19 protein-coding genes are annotated in these 20,898 nt (G+C 69.4%); 12 read left to right on the forward strand and 7 right to left on the reverse strand.

All coding sequences use genetic code 11. The features are described from left to right. Positions 1–7 precede the first annotated feature (7 nt). Positions 8–730 carry a hypothetical protein gene (locus WMF19_RS42930; protein ID WP_437895666.1) on the reverse strand — a complete coding sequence of 241 codons (723 nt, stop codon included), beginning with the start codon at positions 728–730 and terminating at the stop codon, positions 8–10. A 54-nt stretch (positions 731–784) separates the two neighbouring features. Further along, complete coding sequence (locus WMF19_RS42935; protein ID WP_437895667.1) at positions 785–1,039, reverse strand: hypothetical protein; 255 nt, start codon at positions 1,037–1,039, stop codon at positions 785–787. Between the two features lie 699 nt (positions 1,040–1,738). On the opposite strand from WMF19_RS42935, the gene WMF19_RS42940 reads away from it, so the two are divergent. From WMF19_RS42940 to WMF19_RS42960, 5 genes are all read left to right on the forward strand, one after another. Continuing rightward, positions 1,739–2,647 carry a pirin family protein gene (locus WMF19_RS42940; RefSeq protein ID WP_437895668.1) on the forward strand — a complete coding sequence of 303 codons (909 nt, stop codon included), beginning with the start codon at positions 1,739–1,741 and terminating at the stop codon, positions 2,645–2,647. A 133-nt stretch (positions 2,648–2,780) separates the two neighbouring features. Next, positions 2,781–3,176 (forward strand): GFA family protein, encoded by a 396-nt coding sequence (locus tag WMF19_RS42945; protein ID WP_437895669.1) that lies wholly within the window; start codon positions 2,781–2,783, stop codon positions 3,174–3,176. Positions 3,177–3,281: 105 nt separating this feature from the next. After that, positions 3,282–3,656, forward strand: a complete 375-nt coding sequence (locus WMF19_RS42950) for a BlaI/MecI/CopY family transcriptional regulator (protein WP_437793471.1) — start codon at positions 3,282–3,284, stop codon at positions 3,654–3,656. Next, entirely contained in the window at positions 3,653–5,083 is a 1,431-nt protein-coding gene (locus tag WMF19_RS42955; protein ID WP_437895670.1) for a M56 family metallopeptidase, read from the forward strand. The genes WMF19_RS42950 and WMF19_RS42955 overlap by 4 nt, the downstream gene beginning before the upstream one ends. 201 nt (positions 5,084–5,284) lie before the next feature. Continuing rightward, positions 5,285–6,352, forward strand: a complete 1,068-nt coding sequence (locus WMF19_RS42960; RefSeq protein ID WP_437895671.1) for a hypothetical protein — start codon at positions 5,285–5,287, stop codon at positions 6,350–6,352. Positions 6,353–6,417: 65 nt separating this feature from the next. Here WMF19_RS42960 and WMF19_RS42965 read toward each other — a convergent pair whose 3' ends face one another. Together WMF19_RS42965 and WMF19_RS42970 are read right to left on the reverse strand one after the other, a co-directional pair. Further along, positions 6,418–6,948 (reverse strand): hypothetical protein, encoded by a 531-nt coding sequence (locus WMF19_RS42965; protein WP_437324458.1) that lies wholly within the window; start codon positions 6,946–6,948, stop codon positions 6,418–6,420. A 487-nt stretch (positions 6,949–7,435) separates the two neighbouring features. Further along, complete coding sequence (locus tag WMF19_RS42970) at positions 7,436–8,119, reverse strand: hypothetical protein (RefSeq protein WP_437895672.1); 684 nt, start codon at positions 8,117–8,119, stop codon at positions 7,436–7,438. A 536-nt stretch (positions 8,120–8,655) separates the two neighbouring features. On the opposite strand from WMF19_RS42970, the gene WMF19_RS42975 reads away from it, so the two are divergent. From WMF19_RS42975 to WMF19_RS42990, 4 genes are read left to right on the forward strand one after another with little or no spacing between them, the layout of a single operon-like run. Then, positions 8,656–9,351: a hypothetical protein gene (locus WMF19_RS42975; protein ID WP_437895673.1), complete on the forward strand. Its 696-nt coding sequence runs from the start codon at positions 8,656–8,658 to the stop codon at positions 9,349–9,351. A 19-nt stretch (positions 9,352–9,370) separates the two neighbouring features. Next, the gene (locus tag WMF19_RS42980) at positions 9,371–9,880 is read left to right on the forward strand and encodes an RNA polymerase sigma factor (protein ID WP_437895675.1); all 510 of its coding nucleotides are present in this window, start codon (positions 9,371–9,373) and stop codon (positions 9,878–9,880) included. After that, positions 9,877–10,644, forward strand: a complete 768-nt coding sequence (locus WMF19_RS42985) for a DUF4384 domain-containing protein (RefSeq protein ID WP_437895676.1) — start codon at positions 9,877–9,879, stop codon at positions 10,642–10,644. The genes WMF19_RS42980 and WMF19_RS42985 overlap by 4 nt, the downstream gene beginning before the upstream one ends. Continuing rightward, a complete protein-coding gene (locus WMF19_RS42990; RefSeq protein ID WP_437895677.1) occupies positions 10,641–12,230 on the forward strand; it encodes a caspase family protein in 1,590 nt (529 codons plus the stop codon). Before WMF19_RS42985 ends, WMF19_RS42990 begins: the two co-directional genes overlap by 4 nt. Before the next feature lie 56 nt (positions 12,231–12,286). Here the strand turns inward: WMF19_RS42990 and WMF19_RS42995 are convergent, their stop codons facing one another. Further along, positions 12,287–13,450, reverse strand: coding sequence for an SBBP repeat-containing protein (locus tag WMF19_RS42995; RefSeq protein ID WP_437895678.1), 1,164 nt, complete (start codon positions 13,448–13,450; stop codon positions 12,287–12,289). A 983-nt stretch (positions 13,451–14,433) separates the two neighbouring features. Here WMF19_RS42995 and WMF19_RS43000 point away from each other — a divergent pair. Then, on the forward strand, positions 14,434–15,111 hold the full coding sequence (locus WMF19_RS43000) for a DNA alkylation repair protein (protein WP_437895679.1): 678 nt from the start codon (positions 14,434–14,436) through the stop codon (positions 15,109–15,111). Positions 15,112–15,270: 159 nt separating this feature from the next. On the opposite strand, the gene WMF19_RS43005 is transcribed toward WMF19_RS43000, so the two are convergent. Further along, complete coding sequence (locus WMF19_RS43005) at positions 15,271–16,464, reverse strand: FAD-dependent monooxygenase (RefSeq protein ID WP_437895680.1); 1,194 nt, start codon at positions 16,462–16,464, stop codon at positions 15,271–15,273. 84 nt (positions 16,465–16,548) lie between these two features. Between WMF19_RS43005 and WMF19_RS43010 the strand changes: the two genes are divergently transcribed. Next, positions 16,549–17,505, forward strand: coding sequence for a LysR family transcriptional regulator (locus WMF19_RS43010; protein WP_437895681.1), 957 nt, complete (start codon positions 16,549–16,551; stop codon positions 17,503–17,505). A gap of 71 nt (positions 17,506–17,576) precedes the next feature. On the opposite strand, the gene WMF19_RS43015 is transcribed toward WMF19_RS43010, so the two are convergent. Then, positions 17,577–18,305 carry an enoyl-CoA hydratase/isomerase family protein gene (locus WMF19_RS43015; RefSeq protein WP_437895682.1) on the reverse strand — a complete coding sequence of 243 codons (729 nt, stop codon included), beginning with the start codon at positions 18,303–18,305 and terminating at the stop codon, positions 17,577–17,579. Between the two features lie 673 nt (positions 18,306–18,978). Here WMF19_RS43015 and WMF19_RS43020 point away from each other — a divergent pair. Then, positions 18,979–20,685, forward strand: a complete 1,707-nt coding sequence (locus WMF19_RS43020; protein WP_437895683.1) for a leucine-rich repeat domain-containing protein — start codon at positions 18,979–18,981, stop codon at positions 20,683–20,685. The last annotated feature ends 213 nt before the right edge of the window (positions 20,686–20,898 follow it).

Raw genomic sequence — 20,898 nt, forward strand, 5'->3', positions numbered from 1 at the left:
CACCGGCTTACCATGCGTCTGAAAAAAGGCAATCGTATAGCCTGGCCTCTCCCAAATGTCGTAGATTGGTCGCCACGTCCGGCACGACCACGTTGCCGACCTCCGGCGGCATGCGCTCGTATCCCCATGTCGCTTCGATCTCTTGGGCGATCCCTGCAGCGTACGGCTGCTCATCGGGCGATAGCTCAAAGGAGATGACCTGCCGCGTGGGTTTATCTTCCATCGAAGGTGGTTCAACAAGCTCGGGCTTGTCCAGCTTGATCAGCTTGCCAACCCAGGCGGGCAGGATGTAGGCCGTATCATGGACGAAGATCGTGACGGCGCGAGGTGGCGTCGCGCGGAGCGATTTCTTCCTCTCGATCCCCTCGAAATCATCAACGAGGCGCGAGCTGTAGACGATGTAATAAGGGACCAGGAAGCTCACCCTCAATTCGATTGCATGTCGGTGTTCCTCGGTGGTCTTCGGAAGATAGAGAGAGCCGGAATAGCAGCCGTCGTGACTTCCCATCGCGAGATGAGCTGAGAAATTGTCGACCTCGTTCTCGGGGAACTGTTCACGCAGGCGCCGCAACATGCCAAGCCACCGTTTGCAATTGGCGCCGGCTAGGCGACGGGCCTCCACCAGCCGTCGATTCTCTTCTGTTCGCGCGCGACCAAGATCCTCGTACGGAACTCGACGAGGATAGTAGCGATATGCGACGTTGAACAACTCCTCGACCCCGTGCTTCATGGCTGTATGACTCTGGACCCATCCACGCGCTTGCGGAGGCTGATGTCCATCACATCATTTAGCATGGTGCAGTAGATCCCTCGCGGAATGGTGGGGGTTGCCCTCATTATTGCGCGAAGCTTTGGTCGCCACGTCGGCACTGATGCGCGCGGCCTCGTTCGCTGGAATCTGCCCCTGAGATTTGTTTCGCAGTGGCATCCCGAATGTCATTTGTGGACATTCCCAGAACTCTGGATGAATCTCGGTCCATCGCTTGGCCTTCAGGCTAACGGTGGCTTTGCCGAGAAGCAGACTCGTTCTTGAGTTCATCTATAGTTTCCTTTGGCATCGCCCGGAGAACGTGGCGATGCAACCAATTCTTCTGATGACAGGATTGAGCGTCAAACGCAATCTAGAGGAGGGCATCCCAATGCACATGGGTCGTGCCGTCCAGAGCGTGGGCCACTGCGCAGCTGTCTGCGGTGCCCGTCTTCGTCAGCCTGCTGTCACTGGCGGTCTGTCCACGTGGCCGTGAGAGCGCACGGACGGCGGTGCGCCTGGGCTGCACGAGGTGGCCCGCGTGCCAGCGCCACGAGCGAGCGCGACCCGCCGCGACGCCCTGGGCGGGCCGCCGCCGCGGTTGACGGCGCGCCGGCGGTCGCGCTCCGAGTTGCACGACATCGCTCGTGCGCCCGAACGTGGGGGCACACGACAGCGTCTCGTTCCCGAAGCGCGCACAGAAGAGTCCCCGCAGCGCTGCGGGAGCGCGTCCTCGCGAACACGCAGAGCCCCCGGCCCCCAGTCGAGCTCGTACAGGCCCGGACCATTCCATGTTCTGCCCGTCGCTGCCCCGCGCGACGGGCACCCTCCCCGGGAGCCGGGCGGCTCGGCACCACCTAACACGCAGCCAGGCAAACACCTGGGCCATGAGGCGCTCGACATCCGGAGCTCCTCCTGGGCTAGGGTAGCGATCGCTGGACCGAGGCGACGCCCCGCGCACCCCCGCCCAGCGCTGCGAAGGAGCCCCCGATGAGCCGTTACGCCGACCATGAACCCGCCTGCGTGGACTCGCCCACCGACGCCATCGAGCTCGTCATCGACGCGCGCTCCCGCGATCTGGGCGGCTTCTCGGTGCGGCGCGTGCTGCCGTCGGTCCGCCGCCGGCTCGTCGGCCCGTTCGTCTTCTTCGACCACATGGGCCCTGCGCGCTTCGCCGTGGGACAGGGCATCTCGGTGCGCCCGCACCCGCACATCGGGCTCGCGACGCTGACGTACCTGTTCAAGGGGGAGATCCTCCACCGCGACAGCCTCGGCACGGCGCAGCCGATCCGGCCGGGCGACGTCAACTGGATGGTCGCCGGGCGCGGCATCGTCCACTCCGAGCGCGGCGACCTGGCGCACGAGACGCACCTCCACGGCGTCCAGTGCTGGCTCGCGCTGCCGATGGAGCACGAGGAGGACGCTCCCCGCTTCGAGCACCACCCGGCGGCGACGATCCCCGTCGTCACCCGGGACGGCGCCGTGCTGCGCGTGATCGCGGGGGAGGCCTACGGCGCGCGCTCGCCGGTCGGCGTCCTGTCGCCGACGCTCTACGTCCACGCGAAGCTCGACGCGGGCGCGACGCTCCCGCTGCCCGAGGAGCACGCGGCGCGCGCGGCCTACGTGATCGACGGGTCGGTCGGCTGCGAGGGCCAGCGCTTCGGGGAGGGGACGATGCTCGTGTTCCGCGCCGGAGCGCAGCCGGCGCTCCGCGCGCTCTCGCAGAGCCGCGTGATGCTCCTCGGCGGCGGCCCGCTCGACGGCGACCGCCACATCCTGTGGAACTTCGTCTCGAGCTCGCCGGAGCGCATCGAGCGGGCGAAGCAGGACTGGAAGGCTGGGCGCTTCCCCAGGGTGCCGGGCGACGACATCGAGTTCATCCCGTTCCCCGACGGGTGAGGGAGGCGCGAAAGCCAGAGCGGCGCTCCCAGGCGCCGCGTTCGAGGGAGCCAGAGCGGCGCTCCCAGGCGCCGCGTTCGAGGGAGCCAGAGCGGCGCTCTCCAGCGCCGCGTTCGAGAGAGGTAGACGGGCCATGTTGAACGGAGCTTGTTATTGCGGTGCCGTGCGCTTCGAGGTCGACGACGCGTTCGGCTACGCCTTCTACTGCCATTGCTCGAGGTGCCGGAGGCGCACCGGCGCCGCCTGCGCCGCCGTCGGCGGGATCGAGATCGACAGGCTCCGCATCACCGCAGGGCGGGAGCACCTGCTCCGGGTCGGCGAGTCCGAGGACGGGTACCGCTGCCTCTGCAAGCAGTGCTTCTCGCCCGTGTACGACGTCGTCCGCGAGCAGCGGTTCGCTCACGTGCAGCTCGGCACGCTCGACGGCGCGCCGACGAAGGGGCCCGATCACCACATCTACGTCGGCTCGAAGGCGCCGTGGCACCAGATCACGGACGCCTTCCCCCAGTTCGAGGAGCTGCCGACGTAGCGCGCGGCTCGACCCGGGCCCGGGATCCCGGCGGCCGTCCCCCCGGAACTCGGTCGACTACATTTGTAGTTGACGAACGGTCGCCCATGAACGACACTTGTCGTCGTGGGAACCGAAGCGCTGACCGATCTGCAGCTCGCCGTGATGAAGGCCCTCTGGGCCGTCGGGGAAGGCTCCGTCGGGGAGGTCGTCTCGGCGATGGCGGAGGACGGGCGGGAGCTCGCTCCCACGACGGTGGCGACCTTGCTGCAGCGGCTCAGCCAGCAGGGGTGGGTGGAGCGCAAGCGGTCTGGCAGGCAGTTCGTGTACCGCGCGTCGGTCGACCAGAAAGAGGCGGCGAGGGGCGTGCTCCACCGCGTGCTCCGCTCGTTCTTCGGCGGCAGGGCCTCGGCCCTCACCGCGCAGCTCCTGGAGTCGGAGCAGCTCAGCCCTGAAGAGCTCGAGGAGATGCAGCGGCTGATCAAGGAGAAAGGCGCGTGATCCTGGCGCTCCACCTGCTCGCAGGGCCGGGCGCCTGGTCCGGCATGGCGGCCCTCTGGCTGGCGCTGCTGCTCACCTGTTCGGCCCACGCCGCGGTGTGGACCGGGGCGGCGGCGCTCCTGGCTCGCCGCAGATCCCTGTCGTCCTCCACGCGGCACCTGCTCTGGAAGATGGCGCTGTTCGGCCCGCTCGCGACGCTGCTGCTCGCGGCGGCGATGTCATGGGGCTTCGAGCGCGCGCCCGGGGACACCGCACCTGCTGGAGAGATCGCTGTCCTGTCGCTCGAGGACGCTCCCGCGCCGGCGGTCCTCGATGCCGCGCCGGAGATGGGCGCTTCGACCAGGGAGAGCGCCGACGCGGAATCGCCGGCGCGGCGTGCGGGGGGAAGGCCGGGGTGGAGCCTGCTCGCTGCGTGCACGGCCGGAGCGGCCGCGCTGGGGCTGCTGCGGTTCGCCACGTCGGCGCTGCTGCTGTGGCGTGGCCTCCGCGGGCGCAGGGCGGTGCAAGACGCGCGGCTGCTCCAGCGGCTGGAGCGGCTGCGCGCCCGGATCGGAATGCGCCGGGTCGCGCTGACGGAGAGCGCCGGCATCGGAAGCCCGCTCGTGATCGGAGCCTCCGAGATCTGCATACCGCTGGCGAGGCTCGCAGCCCTCACCGACGCCGAGGTCGACGCCGTGTTCGCGCACGAGCTGGCGCACATCGAGCGCCGCGACGGGCTGTGGTTTCCGGCCGCGGGCCTCGTGCAGTCGGTCCTGTGGGCGAATCCTCTCGTGCACTGGGCGTCGTCCCGATTCCGCCAGACAGCGGAGCTGGCCTGTGACGATCGCGCCGTCGAGCTCACGGGGGATCCCCTCGGTCTGGCGCGCGCGCTGGTCCAGGTCGCGTCGGGCGCGTCGCTCGCCCCGCGGCGCGCGCTGGTCCCGGCCATGGCGCGCTCGGCGGGCGCGCTCCTTCCGCGCGTCAGGCGCCTCCTGCATGCGGGGAGCCGCGCGCGATCCACGCCGAGCCCTCGGGGCCGGCGGCGGGCCATCGCCGGCCTCGCCGCGGCCGGCGTGATGGCTGCGGGCCTGAGCGTCCAGGTCGCGCGCGCGCGGCCCCCGCTGCTCGCGGCAGGCGCGGGCGACGCGCTCGCGCGGGATCGCGGCGCTGCCCTCGACGCGACGGCATCGCCGCCCGACGCGGCCGCGGCGAGCGAGCAGATGGTCGAGCTCGCGCGCCGCGAGCAGGAGATCGAGGCGCGGATCGAGGAGGCGCTGCTCCTCCCCGACGCGCAGCGCGAGGACACCCAGGCTGCCGTTCTGGTGCTCGAGCTGCGCCAGGAGCTGAGGCACGCGCGCGCCGCGAAGGCCTGGATCGAGGAGCGATTCGTCGACGAATGGACGACGTGGGAGAGGCGCCCGCGGGCGTCCGGCAGCGCGCCTCGATAGCGCGCCCCGCACACCGCACGAGCCTGTCCAGAACAGGCCGAGAATCCCCCTCGTTTTGCAGCCATTTTCAGCGGGGAAATTGAACAGGGAGGCGGGGAAATAGGGAGTATTTGAAGACTTCCCTCCCTGTCTCCCCGTCTCCCGTCTCCCTCTGAATTTCCGAAGAAACTGAGGGGATACCTCAGCAGAACAGGAGCTGACATGTCGATCATGAACAGGACGCCGAGCGCGCGGCGCACGGCTGCGCGCTCGGCGCGTGCGGGGTTGACCGCCCGGGCGCTGTGCGCGGTTGCGACGATCGGGCTGACGGCCGCCGGCTGCGCTCGCACCCAGGTCGTCACCCTGGAGCGCACGGGACAGCCCATCACCGTCCACAGGCCGGCGCTGTATCCGGAGACGATCGAATTCGACAGCAGCAGAGGCAAATTCCTTGTGAGCTCGTTCAGGGAGGGGGCGATCTACGCGGTGGACGGCGACGGCGGCGTCTCCCGTGTCGTCGACGACCCACGGCTCTGCTCGGTGCTCGGCATCGCCGTGGACGTCGAGCGGGGGCGCCTCTGGGCGGTGAGCTCCGATCTCGGCGCGAGCGTCAAGCCGTCTGCCGCGGGGCCGAAGAACGTGGCCGCCGTGGGCGTCTACGATCTCTCCACGGGCAAGGCCATCCACTACGTGGATCTCGCGCCGCTGTCCCCCGGCGCTCACCTCGTGAACGGCATCGCCCTCGACTCGGCCGGCAATGCCTATGTCACCGACAGCTTCTCGCCGACCATCTACAAGGTCGATTCGCAGGGAAATGCGGCCGTCTTCCTGCGGGACGAGCGATTCAGCGGCGATGGGATCAACCTCAACGGCGTGGTCGTCCACCCCGACGGCTATTTGCTGGTCGTCAAGAAGAGCGATGGCAGCTTGTTCAAGGTGCCCCTCGCGAACCCCTCGCGGTTCTCCAGGGTCGATGTCGCCGAGCGGTTCGTGGGCGGAGACGGGCTGACCCTGGTAGGGAAGAAGGATCTCGTGGTCGTCGCGAACCAGGCCGCGGGCGTCGCGTCAAACGCGGCGTTCTCGCTGTCGAGCGAGGACGGCTGGAGCACCGCGAGGTTGCGCGCGGTCCAGCGGCTCGGCGACGTCTATCCGACGACCGGCGTGCTCCGGGATGGAAAGCTCTATGTCATCTACAGCAAGCTGAACGAGCTCATCCAGTCGACTCCGGAGCAACGAGAGCGGCTGCAGGTGGAGGCGACGATCCAGCAGATCGGGAGCGCAGCGCTGTAGCCGCGGCGCGCCTCGCGGCCGGCCCGGGGCGGGCGGGGGCCTGCGGGGCGCGCCTTGCGGTGGCGTCAGGGCTGCGCTTCGCCCTCGCCTTGGTCATCGTCGGTGTTGCCGAGATCGGGGCATTTCTGCGCGATGAGGTCGCACGCCGCGACGGGGGCCTCGAGCGCGCTCGTCGCGGAGTCGCAGCTGAGCGCTCGGACCTTCTCGGCGTTCGCAAGCATGCACGCCTCGTATTCGGCCACCGTCGCGGTGCAGCCGACGCGCGACTCGGCCGGCGGCAGACAGCTCGCCGTGGCCGTATCGTCCGCTCGCGCCGGCGGCTGCTGGCCCTCGGCCAGGCACTTGTCCCTCACGACGGTGCACTCCTGCCCGACCGTGGACCACAGGAGTCCGACGAACTCGCAGGTGTCCTCCCTGGTGAGCACGAGGCTCGGCGTGAGCGACTGGCACGTGGTGTCTTCGTCCGCGGTCGTCAGGTCCTTGAGCTGCTTGCTGCTCAGCGCGGCGGGGATCGGAGCGGCCGCCACGTCCTTGCCGCCCCAGAGGACGAGCGACAGGAAGGCCGAGAGTGCTCCGAGTCGAATCAGTCGATTCATTCGTTCTCTCCCTTGTACGAGCGGCCGGCTCCGGCCGCGGACGGGCTCGGAGCAACCGACGTACCCGGGGCCGCGTTGTGCACGACGGGGCCGCGCGGGTCTCTGTCGCCGCCCGCGGCGCGACGATCGAGGACCAGGCGCTCACGGGTCTTCCAGGCTTCTCTCCCTTCGCGATCGCGCGCTCTGGCGGGATCCCATCCAATCCACCCTGGCGGCCTGTCCTTCGGTGTATGTGCGCGCGCGCTCGCCGGCGCGGGCAGGATCGGTACAGGGCCGCTCGCCCCGCCATGGCGGCGACGGGCTCACAGGGGAGGGCGCTCTGGTGCTCGGATGAAGTGAATACGAACCATCCGGCGCAAGGACGCCAGGGAGAGAAAATCCTGGCTCTCTTGGCGGCCTTGGCGTCCCGGTGAACTCCCGACAAGCGCTGCCGCGCCGGCCGCGGTGAGCGCCGCGCCGGAGCGAAGGGCGGCCGGGCGCGGGGCCGTCAGAAGAGGTCCCGCTCTCCGCCCGGATACACGAAGGAGCTGCGGGGCGAGTGCCATGAGGCGGTCTTCACCACCTGGATCGGGCTCCCGGGCCGGAGCGCGTACACCGGGTGATCCTTCGCGAGGAACTCGACGGCGAGGAGCTCGTACGGGTCGGCCATGTCCGCGATATAGGGGTAGTTGCCGGCGACGAGCCGCCCGTCGACCTTCGTCACGTAGGCGAGGTGGCCGCGCGCGACGACGCCGATCTTGTTGCCGACGAGCGCCCTGGTCCGGATGATGGGCACGCCGTCGACCGAGGTGGTCGCCACGAGCTCTCTGCCGTGCAGCTCGAGCGTCGTCGCCCCGGGCGACGCCGGCACGCCGCGCTCGCGCACGTACTGGCGCACCGTCTCGGAGGAGTTGAAGTAGTGCGTGAAGAACCGGGCCGGGCTCCCGCCGTCGGGCGTCGTGTGATCCGCGAGATCCAGCCCCAGGTAGGTGAGCGAATAGGCGCCGAAGCCGGAGGTCTGCTCCGGTTTGTCGACCACGTACTGGTTCATGTAGATGGCCTTGTTCTCCGCCGGCCTGATGCCGTCCGGCAGGAGCGCCGCGGCGGCGGCCGGATCCGCTGGGACCCAGCTCGAATAGAGCATACGGCTGTCGATGACCATCTGCGGCGCGGCGAGCTTCGACTCCGACATGGTGCTTTCCTTCTCCCCCCGGGGAGACGAGCAGTATCACAACTCGGCGCCCGGCGACCCGCCTCGACGGCCGGCGGGCGGCACGCCTGTGAGCGACCTCGGCCCGCCGCGCGACTTCGTAACAGCGGTTCTCCAATCCCCCGTCCTGGGTCGAGCGAGGGGCTCAGGCGTGGGTGTGCGTCGTCCCTTCGCGCTCGAGGCGACCGGCGCGAGCGCTTGCTTCCGGGCGTCGCTCGGCTGGGTGATGGGGAGGCAAAAGTACAACAGCACTGGAAGATGAACAATCGACATCGAGCCGTGCCCAAACCGGGACCCCTGCGGTCTCTCCATGTCGAAGGGGCCAGCGAAGGCGGGTCCCCTCTGGGGCGCCGCGCTGCACCGAACGGCAGGCGTCCCGCCGCGCATCCAGGAGAGCTCCGTCGGCGGCGCGACCGCACCACGGCGGCGACAGCGCGCGCTGCGCGCGGCGTCCTCTCGCGGATGGCTGGTTTGCTCGTTCACCAGGGCTCGTTGTTCTTTTCTCAAGGAGAGATGTCATGAAGCATCGTTCGATTGTCTCTTTTGCGCTCCCGCTCCTGCTCGCCGCGTGCGGCGACCCCCAGGTCGGCTCGGACTATCCGGGCGAGGCGCTCCTGACGGTCGAGGGCACGATCGTCAATGAGCTCGACGTCGCGCCGACGGGGCCGGTGGACGCCGTGCTGGTCTGGAACACCCAGGGCGATGTCGAGAACTTCCCCGTCCAGACGGCGGTGACCGGGAGCTTCCCCGCGAGCTTCACGCTGTCGATCCATGCGCCCCCGCCGGAGAGCGCGCTCAACGATTTCAGCGAGTTCGGCGTCGTGGACACCCGGGTCGGCATCGCCACCGTCGAAGCGGCGCTCGACGAGGCCTCGGCCGGGGAGGGCACCTCGCTCGGCGTCGATGAGGACCATGTGATCGTGTACGTCGAGAGCGAGATGGCGGAAGACAGCTTCTGGTCGAATCTCTTCGGAGGACCGCTGTCCCCGGGATTCCATGTCATGGATGTGTTCAGCCGCGAAGGCGACGTGGACGCAGAGCTGCAAGCGGCCTTCGACGCCTGCGACGCCGCGGCGACGACGGAGGCGGAGCACAACGCCTGCGCCGGCTATGACGTGAAGATCAAGATCCGTCCCTCGGCCGGCGGGTCGAGCGCGTCGCTCACCGTCCGGATGGCGCCTGCCGAGGATTTGACGTACCCCGACTGGCACTGATCGTGGTACACGCTCGGACGTGGAGGATCGCGAGGCGCTGGTGTCGCTGATCGAGGCGGCCTACCGGCAGCATGGGCACATCGTGCTGCGCCGGGCGCGGCGGCTCCTCGGGAACGAGCAGGAGGCGCGGGAGATCCTCCAGGATGTCTTCGCCTCCCTGCTCGGCGAGCCCGGGCAGCTCGACGGCAAGGGCCCGATGGTGGGCTGGCTCTACGGCGCCACCACGCACGCGTGCCTGAACCGCATCCGCGATCACAAGAACCGGCTGCGGCTCCTCGACACCCACGTTGCACCCCTGCAGCAGGAGAGCGCGGCGGCGTCCGCCGAAAACGCCCTCCTCACGCGGGAGCTCCTCGCGCAGCTCCCGGGCGACCTCGCGCAGGTCGCCGTCCACTATTACTCCGATGAGATGACCCACGAGGAGATCGCGCGCGTGATGGGCTGCTCCCGTCGGCACGTCGGCAATCTGCTGGAGCGGCTGAAAACCACGCTCTCCGACCGGATGAGAGAAGGGAGTTCGAGTCCATGACGCCAGCGCGACCCGAAGGGTGCCTCTCGGATCTGACGCTCGACGAGCTCATGGCGGGGCAGCTCGACGCGGCCGCGGCGCAGGAGGCGAGCGCGCACGTGGCTGGCTGTTCGCGGTGCTCGGCGCGGCGCTCCGAGATGGAGGCGGCGCGCGCCTCGTTCGCGGCGTCGGCGCCGCCCCTGCGGCTCGCCCGCGGCGCCCCGGCGCCTCGCGCCGCGGAGAAGGTCCGCCCGCCGCGCCGGTGGCTTGCGCCCGCGGCGGCGAGCGCGCTCGCCGCGGCGGCGGCGGCGCTCTTCTTCTTCCGCTTCCACGCCGGGCCGGAGGGACGAGACGCGGAGATCCCGGGAGAGCGCATCAAGGGAGCGGAGCGCATCGGCTTCTACGTCAAGCGCGGCGGGAGCGTCCTGCCCGGCGGCGCCGGCGAGCGGCTCCAGCCCGGCGACGCGATCCAGTTCACGTACTCCAGCACGGAGGCGCGATATCTCGCGATCCTGAGCGTCGACGGGGCCTCCCAGGCGAGCGTCTATTACCCGAGCGGTCCTGTCGCGGCGCGGATCGAGCCGGGCCGGGAGGTCCTCCTCCCCCAGAGCACGGTGCTCGACGACACGCTCGGCACCGAGCGGATCTTCGGGCTGTTCTGCTCGGAGGCGATCGCGGTCGAGCCGCTCCGGGCCGCGCTCGCGGCTCACCCCGACGCGCCGCCCGCCCCGCCGGGCTGCGAGGTCGACGCGCTCACGGCGGAGAAGGTCGCGGCGTCGCCGTGATCGGCCGTCCCAGAGCGGCGCTCGCCGCCGCGGCGTGCGGTCTGGCCGCCGCCGCCTCGGCGGCCCCGGCCGAGGCGCGTATCGAGCGCTTCGCTGTGCTCATCGGCAACAACGCCGGAGAGAAGGGCGAGGTCGAGCTCCGGTACGCGGAGGACGACGCGGCGAAGATGTACGATGTGCTCAAGGACCTCGGCGGCTTTCCCCCGGCGAACCTGGTGCTCCTGCGGAGCGAGGGCGTAGAGACGGTCCGGCGCACGCTCATCACGATGAACGACCGTGTCCGCGCGGCGATATCGAGCCCGGACACCGATGTCCTCTACCTCGTCTATTACTCCGGCCACGCCGACGCGAACGCGCTTCACCTCGGGCCGACGCCGCTCTCGCTGACGGAGTTCGAGCAGCTCGTCCGCGGCTCGGCGGCCTCGGCGCGGCTCTTGATCGTCGACTCGTGCCGCTCCGGGGCGCTGACGCGGGTCAAGGGCGGCACGAGCGCGCCGCCCTTCGTCATCAAGCTCGATCAGCGGCTCGCCGGGCAAGGGATGGTGACGCTCACGTCGAGCTCCGGGAACGAGGACGCTCAGGAGTCCGATGAGCTCAAAGGGTCGTTCTTCACCCATGCGCTCGTCTCGGGGCTGCTCGGGACGGCCGACGCGGATCGAGACGGCGCCGTCTCCCTCGAGGAGGCGTACCGCCATGCGTACGAGAGCACGCTGCGCGCCACGAGCCGCACGTGGGCCGGGGCGCAACACCCCACCTTCCGTTACGACCTCCGCGGCCAGGGCAAGCTCGTCCTGACCGAGCTGCCTGTCCATGCGTCGCTCCGGGGCATGCTCCGATTTCCTGCCGGCAGGGCCTACCTCGTGATGCGGGACTCCAGCGAGGGCGCGGTGGTGGCCGAGGTGGGGGCGAGCGACGCGACGCGGACCGTCAGCCTGCGCCCTGGCCGTTACTTCGTGCGGGGGCGAGGCCCCGACTTTCTCCTGGAGGGGAGCGTCGATGCCGGGGCCGGGCAAACGATGGATGTCGGCGACGAGCGATTGAGCCGCGTCATGTTCGCTCGGCTCGTGCGCAAGGGCGGCGGCGTCCGCGAGGTCGCGCACGGGCCGGTGGCGGGCTATCAGCTCAGGACGCCCCTTGTCCCGGGGGATTCGCTCTGTCACGGCGGCTTCGTCGGATACGGGATCGAGCTCCAGCACCTCGGCGTCGCGCCCCGGCTCAGCGCGTGCCGCAGCGCCTTCCAGAACGAGCACCTCAAGGCGAGCGACGATGAGCTGGGCCTGGACGTGCGCCTGTCCCGCTCCTGGGATCTGCCCGTGATCAGCCTCGGCGTCGGCGTGGACGTCGGCCTGGCCGTCATGAGGCAGCGGTTCGAGACCGCCGGGCGCGCGCCCGACCGCCATGGACTGGCAGGGGCGTTCGGCGTCGATACAGGGGTGAACATCGATCTGGCGGGGGGCTTCTACCTCGGCGTCGAGGCGGCGGCGCAGACGTACGTCTTCAAGCAGCAACGGGCGGGAAGCGACGAGGGCGAGGTCGGCGCCGCGGTGGCCATGCGGCTCCGCGTGGGCGTGGGCATGAGCCTTTGACGCCGCCAGAGGCGCTCGGCGTATTCCCGGCGGCCCGTCGGGCGGATGGCCCAGGGTCATTCGGTGGGCACGTGCAGGACGAATGCGTCCGACGTGTTAAAGAACTCGCCGGTGTACCCGGCGACGTACAGATTGCCGTCGGCGCCTGAGGCCGCGGCGAGCGCCGTGTCGCTGCGCGGCGTCCCGATCTCCTTGGTCCATAGCGCTGCGCCGCTCGCGTCGAGCTTGCGCACGTAGACGTCCTCTTCGCCGCCGCTCGTGGATCCCACGAGGTAGACGTCGTCGTTGCCGTCGATGGCCAGCGCAAAGCTGTAGTCGTAGGACGCATTGCCGGCGTGGTGAGTCCATGACGTCGCGCCGCCTGCGTCGAACTTGCGCACGAAGGCTTCTGGGGATCCCTCGCTCGGGCCGCCGACCTCGCCGGCGGTGCTCCCCGCAACATAGAGGTCCCCGTTGCCGTCCACGCGCGCTGCGAAGACGAAGTCGTTCTCCGTGGAGCCGAACTGCCGAGTCCACGACGTCGTGCCGCTCGAGTCGAGCTTGCGAACGAAGGCGTCCCGCTGTCCTCGGTCCGAGTCTGCGACGACGCCACCGGAGGTATATCCGCCGACGTAGGTGTTGCCGCTGCCGTCGACCGCTACGGCCATGGCTTCGTCCTCGTCTGGCCCACCAAACAGCTGAGTCCACGCTGGCGCGCCGTTCGTGTCGATCTTGGTCACGAACGCCTCCCCGGTTTCCTGGGGGCCCCCGTAGCTGGTTCCGGCAACATAAGCATTTCCTTGGCCATCGACAGCCAAGGCGTTCGCCGACTCCGAACGCCACGTGGCAAGCTGCCGTGTCCACAGCGTCGCGCCGCTCGCGTCGAGCTTCCGCACGAACGCGTCGCCAAAGCCTCCGTTGGCACCCTCGAGCGCGCCCCCCGTGGTACCAGCCACGTAGACGTTGCCGCTGCCGTCGACCGCCACGCCCTTGGCGTGGTCGTCGCTCGATGTCCCAAACCGCTGAGTCCACACAACGGATCCATGCGCGTCGAGCTTGCGGACGAAGACGTCCGATTCACCGCCGTCCGATCCGAACGCGCCGTAGGTGTTTCCCGCGACGTAAACGTTGCCGCCGCCGTCGACCGCCACGGCAAAGGCCACGTACAGGCCCTCCGAACCGAATTTAAAATAAGGGTCGGCGCATACGGCATCGGCGGTCGCTGTTCCGGGGGTCGCCACGCCGCCCTGTGGCCATGAGCTCGAAGCCGGCGCGCAACCCGTCCACGGCGAACACTCGTCCATGTTGGAGGACTGGCTGAAGCTGCCAGACGGGCAGCTCGTGCACTCTCGATCCGTGGCCGCGCTGCCTGCGCGCGAGACGTACGTGCCGGCAGCACACGTGGCCCACGGGGAGCAGCACGTGGCAGGATCACCGTCGTGATCCCAGGTGCCGTTGTCGCAACGCACCTGGGGGGTGAGCCCGCCGGCGCAGGGATCGCCGGCGTTGCAGGCCTCACATTCGGCCGGCGTGGTTCCTTCGCCCGTTGCTCCGCCTGAGGTCCCTCCGCCTTCGCCGGTTGCTCCGCCCGACGCCCCTCCGCTGCCGCCCGAGTTGCCCGCGGCGGCGGTCGTGTTCCCAGCGTCGCTCCCAAGGCCGCCGCTCGCGCCCGTTCCTCCGCTCGATGTTCCGCCGCCTGTCGCTCCGGTGCCTTCCGCGTGACCTGTGCCTCCGGAAGAAGGCCGGGTATCCTCCTCGCGGACCGTGCTTCCGCAGCCGAGAAGGACGATTCCGCCGATGAGGAAGCCGCTGACCTGGCGGTGCGCTGGCCGCTGGCGATCGTGGTTTGAATGCATGCTGACCCCACTGCCCCCGCGCAGCGCGGGTGCTGAAGTATCGTACGCCACGCTGCTGAGGAAGTCGGTTGGTTCCTCGAGCTGGCCCGCGCTTTTGGTGTGAATGATAGATTGTGGCATCGCTGCTCGCGGCGATGTGCCGGCGCCGCGATGCGAGCGCCCCCTGCGGCGTACTTTCGTACGCCTCACGCGCCTGCCTAGCGGCTGAGCCCGTATCACACGAACCCTGCTCCCCGCTGTAGTCGTCCTCGCGGGGGCATGCCGGCCCTCCTGGAACAACGACGCTGGTTCAACGACCAGTCCGCGTCGCGACCCGAGGCGACGCCGCGCCGCTGGACGGCGCCCGCGGATACGGCTAGCTCGAGGCCATGGACCTCACCAACGTCATGCGGGACCTCGCCGCGCTGAGCAATGACAAGATGCGCGAGGTCAACGCCCGCGCGGGAGACGCCCACGGCGTGAACCTCACCCAGCTCCGCGCGCTCGCGAAGCAGCTGAAGACGGACCACGCCCTGGCCGGCGAGCTGTGGCGCACCGGGGACCCCGACGCCCGCCTCCTGGCGACGCTCGTGTTCAAGCCAAAGGCCTTGTCGGCGGACGAGCTGGACGCGATGGTCCGGGAGATCGGCTATCCCAAGCTCCTCGACTGGTTCCTCGTCAACGTGGTCAAGGCGTCGCGCCACGTCGAGGAGCTGCGTGTCCGCTGGAAGGACTCCGCGAGCGAGCTGGTCGGGCGTGCCGGCTGGAGCCTGACGACGGATCGCGTCGTGAAGAGCCCAGCCGGCCTCGATCTCTCCGCGCTGCTCGACCAGATCGAGGCGGAGATGAAGGCGGCGCCGGGCCCGAAGCAGTGGTCGATGAACCACTGTCTTGCCGAGATCGGCATCCACAACCCCGGGTTGCGCGCCCGCGCGGTGGCCATCGGCGAGCGGCTCGAGGTGCTCAAGGACTACCCGGCGTCGCCTGGCTGCACGCCGCCGTTCGCGCCTGTCTGGATCGCGGAGATGGTGCGGCGGCAGAAGGCGGCGAAGACGCGGGGCAAGTGAGGGGGCGGCTCGATCTGGACGGTGAGTCGCGGGGAGTCGTACAGCGGCTTTGCGCGATTTCCGGGGGTACGCACCAGCCATGAGAGCGTCGCTCCGGCCGGCCGAAGCCGGCCAGTGTCCGGCCAGCGCGACGCTCGGCCTACTGTGCGTTCACGGCTTTCATGAGCGCCTCGCCAGACCCTCATAGGGCTTGAGCGTGAACGGCAGCGTCAGCGCTCCGAAATCTGGTAAGCCGACCATGGCGGCGTCCTCGGTGGGCGGTCCGTCTTGCCTGGCGTCCTGCTCGAGCGCGATGTCCTGATTGCGAGTCACGTAGGCGCGCAGGTCGTCCTCGTACGAGGCGATGCCACTCACAAGATCACCCCTGTGTGCGGCGAGCTCACCCGCCAGGACGTAGGAGCCGACCATCGCGACCGACGTGGCTTGACCCGTGCCCAGAGAGACGGCGTAGCCAGCATCGCCGACCAACACGATGCGCCCGCGCGACCAGGTGCTCGTGCGGACCTGGTTCAGCGAGTAGAAGTGGAAGTCGGGCGCGCGCATCATGTGCTCGACGATCTGCGGGATCACCCATCCAGCGCCCGCGACGCGCTCGGCCAGCATCCGCTTCTGCGCGGCGATGTCGCGAACGTCGTAGGCGAGCCCCTCCGGGGCGTTAAAGCCGAGATAGGTCCTCGCGTCGACATCCCTCCGCAACCCCATGACGAGCGCGCCCACGGAGTCAGGCTGCCGGTACATCACCTGCCAGCGCTCGAGGCCGAGGAAGTTCGGCATGCCGAAGGTGGCGACGTACAGGTCGCCGACCGTACGGAGGAACTGCTCGTCGGGGCCAAAGGCAACCCGCCGCACCCCCGAATACAGTCCATCGGCGCCAATCACGAGGTCGAAGCGGCGGGGCGCGGTGGCGGCGAACGTGACGTCGATGCCCGACTCGTCCTGGGTCAGCGACGCGATGGAGTCGCCGAAGACGTACTCGACCCGGCTCCCCACGGCTTCGTGAAGCACCTGACAGAGGTCGTCCCGCAGGATCTCGACATCAGGGCTGTCGAGCCGGCCGCCCGTCAACGTGCTCTCGGTGCTGCGGAAGAGCTCGTTGCCGTCCGCGTCGACCACGGCGATGCCCTTCAGCCTCGTGCTGCGATCGCGAATCGTGGGGAGGATGCCCATCCGCTCCGCGACCTCGATGGCCGGACCGCGCACGTCGAGCGCGTGACCGCCCGGCCGCAGATGCGGCGCGCGCTCAACCACGGTGACCTCGAAGCCATAGCGGGCGAGCCAGTAGGAGGTGGTGAGACCGGAGATGCTGGCGCCGGACACCAGCACGCGGGGGGACTTTGGACTCGTTGTGCTCATGGGAGCTTACGTACGCTTCCGATATCGAGCCGTCCAAGACATTGATTGTGCTTGTATGATACCTCCAAGGCAACGGTCGAACCCATGGAACTCCGACACCTGCGCTACTTCGTGATCATCGCCGAGGAGCAGAGCTTCCGGCGGGCCGCCGAGAGGCTCCACGTCTCGCAGTCGCCGCTGAGCCGGCAGATGCAGGACCTCGAGGAGGAGATGGGCGTCGAGCTCTTCGAGCCCGAGGGACGTGGCATCAAGCTCACCGCCGCCGGGAAGTCCTTTGCCGAGAGGGCCCGGAGCATCTTGGCGAGCGTCGACGCGGCCGTCGATGAAGCCAAGGGGGTCGCCGAAGGAAGGCTCGGCACCGTGGTCATCGGCTTCGAATCGGGGACGACCTTCATGGGGGCGCTCTTGTCCCTCGTTGCGGCCTTCCGAAGGCGAACGCCCCGCGTCGGGCTGCAGCTCGTCCCCATGAGCAGCGTCGAGCAGTGGACGGCGCTGCGGCAAGGGACGATCGCCTTCGGCTACGGCGCCTACGCGCCCAGCGACGACGCCCTCGGCCACCTGGAGATGACCCGCGACCGACTCGGCCTGCTCCTCTCGCCTGACCACCGGCTCGCGCGCCTCAAGAAGGTTCGACTTCGCGATCTCGAGGGCGAGCGCGTGCTCCTCCAGCCACGTCAGCTCTATCCGCGGCTCCACGCGGACCTCATCACGGCGGCGCGCGCCCAGGGCGTGACCTTGCACGTGACGGCGGAGGTGATCGATCTCGAGGCGCTCATGGCGCTTGTCGCGATCGGCGACGCGGTCACCTTCGCCGGGGAGAAGATCTCGGACATGGCTTCGCAGGCCTCGATGGTGTGGCGCCCCATCGAAGGCCTCCACCTCAACCTGAGCGAGTTCGTCACGTGGCGCGCCGAGGATTCACGCGCGCCCGTCGTGCGAGCGCTGATCGAGAGCGCACGAGAGGTTCGGCTTCCCGCGCGACACGATGCGGCCCACGTGGCGTCCGGCCCGTCGAACCCAGGGCGACGCAAGAAGCGCTGAAGCTCGAGCGACGTGTCCCCTCCGCGCTCAGGAGCGCGAGCGACGGCCCTCGCGCGCCGCGCGTCGCGCGTTCATGCCGGCAGAAAGGCCTGCTTCGAGGAGAGGAGCGCGTCCATCAGGGCCTCCCGCTCCGCGGACGGCTGCGCCGCGGCCCGCTCCCACGCCTCCCTGCGGAGGCTCGCCTTGGCGAGGCGGAACGCCGCGGCGGGGCGGCCGCACGCCGTGGCGAGGAAGCGCCGCGCGTCCTCGAGCGGCTCGGCGGAGAGCGCGTCGCCGACGCCCATGTCGAAGAGGCTCGCGGGGGAATGGAGCTCCGCGCCGAAGACGAGCCTCCGGAGCGCGCGGGGGGGAGAGGCGGCGCGGGCGATCTCGAAGGCGACGCGCGGGAAGGCGATGCCGACGGCGAGCTCGGGGAGACCGACCTTGTAGTCGCCGGCGCCCAGGGCGAGGAAGTCAGCGCACATCGCGAGCAGGAGCCCGCCCGCGATCGCGTGGCCGTGAACGGCGGCGGCGAACGGCTTCGGAAAACGGAAAGCGGCGCCGAACGCGGCGTCGAAGTCGTCGAGGAAGCTTGTAAGCCCCTCTCGATCGAGCGACGCGACCTCGCGGAGATCGAGACCCGCAGACAGGCAGTTGCCGGCGCCCCGGACGAGCACGCCGCGCGCGGCGTCGTCCTCCGCCAGCCGCTGGAGGACGTCGGCCAGCTGGCGGAGCACCGCCTGGTTCATGGCATTGACCTTCGGTCGGCTCAGCGTGACCTCGGCGATGCCGTCTCTGGTGATCACCTCGACGAATTGCATGGCGAGAAGATCGCGCAGAGACGAGCTCGGCGCAAGCTCGCGCGCCGTGGCTCCCGGGTCGTGATCAGGCTGCGTGTGCGAGATCGCAGGATCCCTTCTTCAGACGCGGCGCTCTATCAACAGATGATCCATGCGCCGAACGAACAGCATTGACGCCAAAGCCACCCTGAGCGGACCTGTCAGAGGTCCCAGACGAGCGAGACGGGCATGGCGCGCTCCGCGTCGCCTGCAAAATTTCCGTGCTGTAACCGCACAGTTCCAGCACCCGGTCGTTCTTGACGCGGGATCGCTGTGAGCCCAACCTCGCGGCATGCGGAACCCGTGGTGGGTGGGCGTGTTTGCGGCGATTGCGCTCGTTCCGGCTTGTGGGGCCCGGGATGACCTCGACGTTGAAGGACCGCCGGCGGAGGGAGGCGAGGTCGGATCGATGGCAGGGGCTGGCGGTGCCGGCGCCACGTCATCCAGCTCGGGCGACCCGGCGATTGGCGCGAGTGCCAGTTCAGGCGGTCAATCCTCGGGTGCCGGGCCGGGCGTCGGCGGCGCGGGCGTCGGCGGCGCGGGCGCCGGCGGCGCAGGTGTCGGCGGCGCAGGTGCCGGGGGCGCAGGCGCCGGTGGCGCGGGGGGCGCCGAGCAGGGGTGCGACCCGACCCGCGTGGAAAGCGGCACCTGGAATGTGAATCGCCAGGGGGATCTCGAGAAGCTGCGCGGCGTCACTCGGCTCAATGGCAGGCTCAACATCGGCGGCGAGGTCTCCGACCTGTCCCCGCTCGCATGTCTGACGACCATCACGGGCCGCCTCGTGATCAGCGACACCACGCTGTTGTCGAGCCTCGACGGTCTCGACTCCCTTTCCGTCGTCGGGGCGCGGCTGGAGGTCGCGCGGAACGCGTCGCTGCTCCGCCTCGGCAAGCTTCCGAACCTGCAACAGGTCAAAGGACTCATCGAGATCCGTGAGAACCCGATCCTCGAGAGCGTCGCCGGCGTCGGGCTGAACGCACATGAGGTGCACGTGATCGACAACGATGAACTCGATTCCTTGTCAGGCTTCGAAAGGTTCGAGGAAGGGGTGCTCTTGATCCAGGGCAATGACCACCTCGTGTCGCTGGACGGGCTGCAGGGCCTCCGCCGGGGGACGCTCCGCTTGATCGACAACGATGCGCTCCTGTTCTTGCCAGGCGTCGAGAATTTCGAGGAGGGGGAGCTCTGGATCGAGGGCAACGACGGGCTTTCGTCGCTTCGCGGGCTGGCGAGCCTGCGCCGCGGGCAGATCAGCGTGCTCGAGAACGATGCGCTGATCAGCCTCGACGGCCTCGAGGCCGTCGAGGAGCTCGATGTGCTCGACATCTCCGGGAACGACGGGCTCCGCGAGCTGAACGGTGTCTCGCGGCTCTCGACCGTCCAGAATCTCGTGTTGGCGGAGAACCCGCAGCTGACCTCGCTGTACGGCCTCGACCAGCTCCGTCACGCGGGATCCATCTCCATCGCGCGGAACGAGCGTCTCCGGCACCTGGTCGGGCTCGGGGGGCTCGAGACCGTCGACGGTCTCATCATCACCGGCAATTCATCGATGGGCACGCTCACGGGCATGTTCTCGCTCCGTGGTGTCGTGTATGCCGTTATCGAATCGAATCCCGAGCTGGTGATCGCCGACGCTCTCGCGTACATTCGCTCGGACTCGGGCGACGCGCCGTCGCTCTATCTCACCTCCAACCCCAAGCTCACCAGGATCGATCTCGGCGGCCTGACGCGCCTGCGAGAGCTGTTCATCACCGATTGTGGCTCTCTGGCGGACCTGTCCGACCTCGCCGGCGTGACCGAGCTGTCGGTGCTCTCCGTGGCCCAGAACGCCGGGCTCGTGAGCCTCACTGGGGTGGATCAGATCTCGGACCTCTTTCTGCTGTCGATCGCGAACAATCCCGGGCTCACGGATCTCGGGCACCTGAGCGGCGTCCGGAACGTCCGAAACGGGATCGAGATCGTCGGTACCCCCGCGCTCACCAGCCTCGACGGGCTCGGTTCGTTCAGCGCGGGGGACGGCGTGACCGAGGTCGTGAGGCTCGAAGGCAACGGATCGCTCGTGGACATCGACGCTCTGCGTGGCCTGGTCCGCGTGAGCCAGCTCGTCATCCAGGACAACGACGCGCTGCTCGGGCTGACCGGGCTCGAGGGCCTGGCCGAGCTCGATAGCCTCATCGTCGAGGAGAACCGCTCGCTCGCGACGCTCCGCGGCCTGGGCGCCCGGACGATCGGTGGTTGGATCGAGATCATGGGCAACGAGAGCTTGCCGAGCTGCGAGGTCGAGGCGCTCGTGGAGCGCCTCGACTGGCCGCCCGAGAGCGTGCGCGAGGAGAACAACGGCACCGGGACCTGCTCGCCCTGAGCCGGCGGGGAGCCGGCCGCCGCGCGTGAACGACGCCGTCGCGCGCGCCACGCCCGGGCGCTCGAAGCGGCATTGCGCTGCGACGGCATTGGCGTCCAGCGATCCTGTTTTTCCGTCCTGCCGAGTCCGAATGGTTGTACGGTGACGCGCGTGAAAATGCGCCTCGCTGCCGTTCTCCTCCCGTCCTGCGCGGCGGCTTCGGTCCTCGCCTGC

The sequence above is a fragment of the Sorangium sp. So ce124 genome, assembly GCF_051525235.1.
Lineage (GTDB): Bacteria > Myxococcota_A > Polyangia > Polyangiales > Polyangiaceae > Sorangium > Sorangium atrum.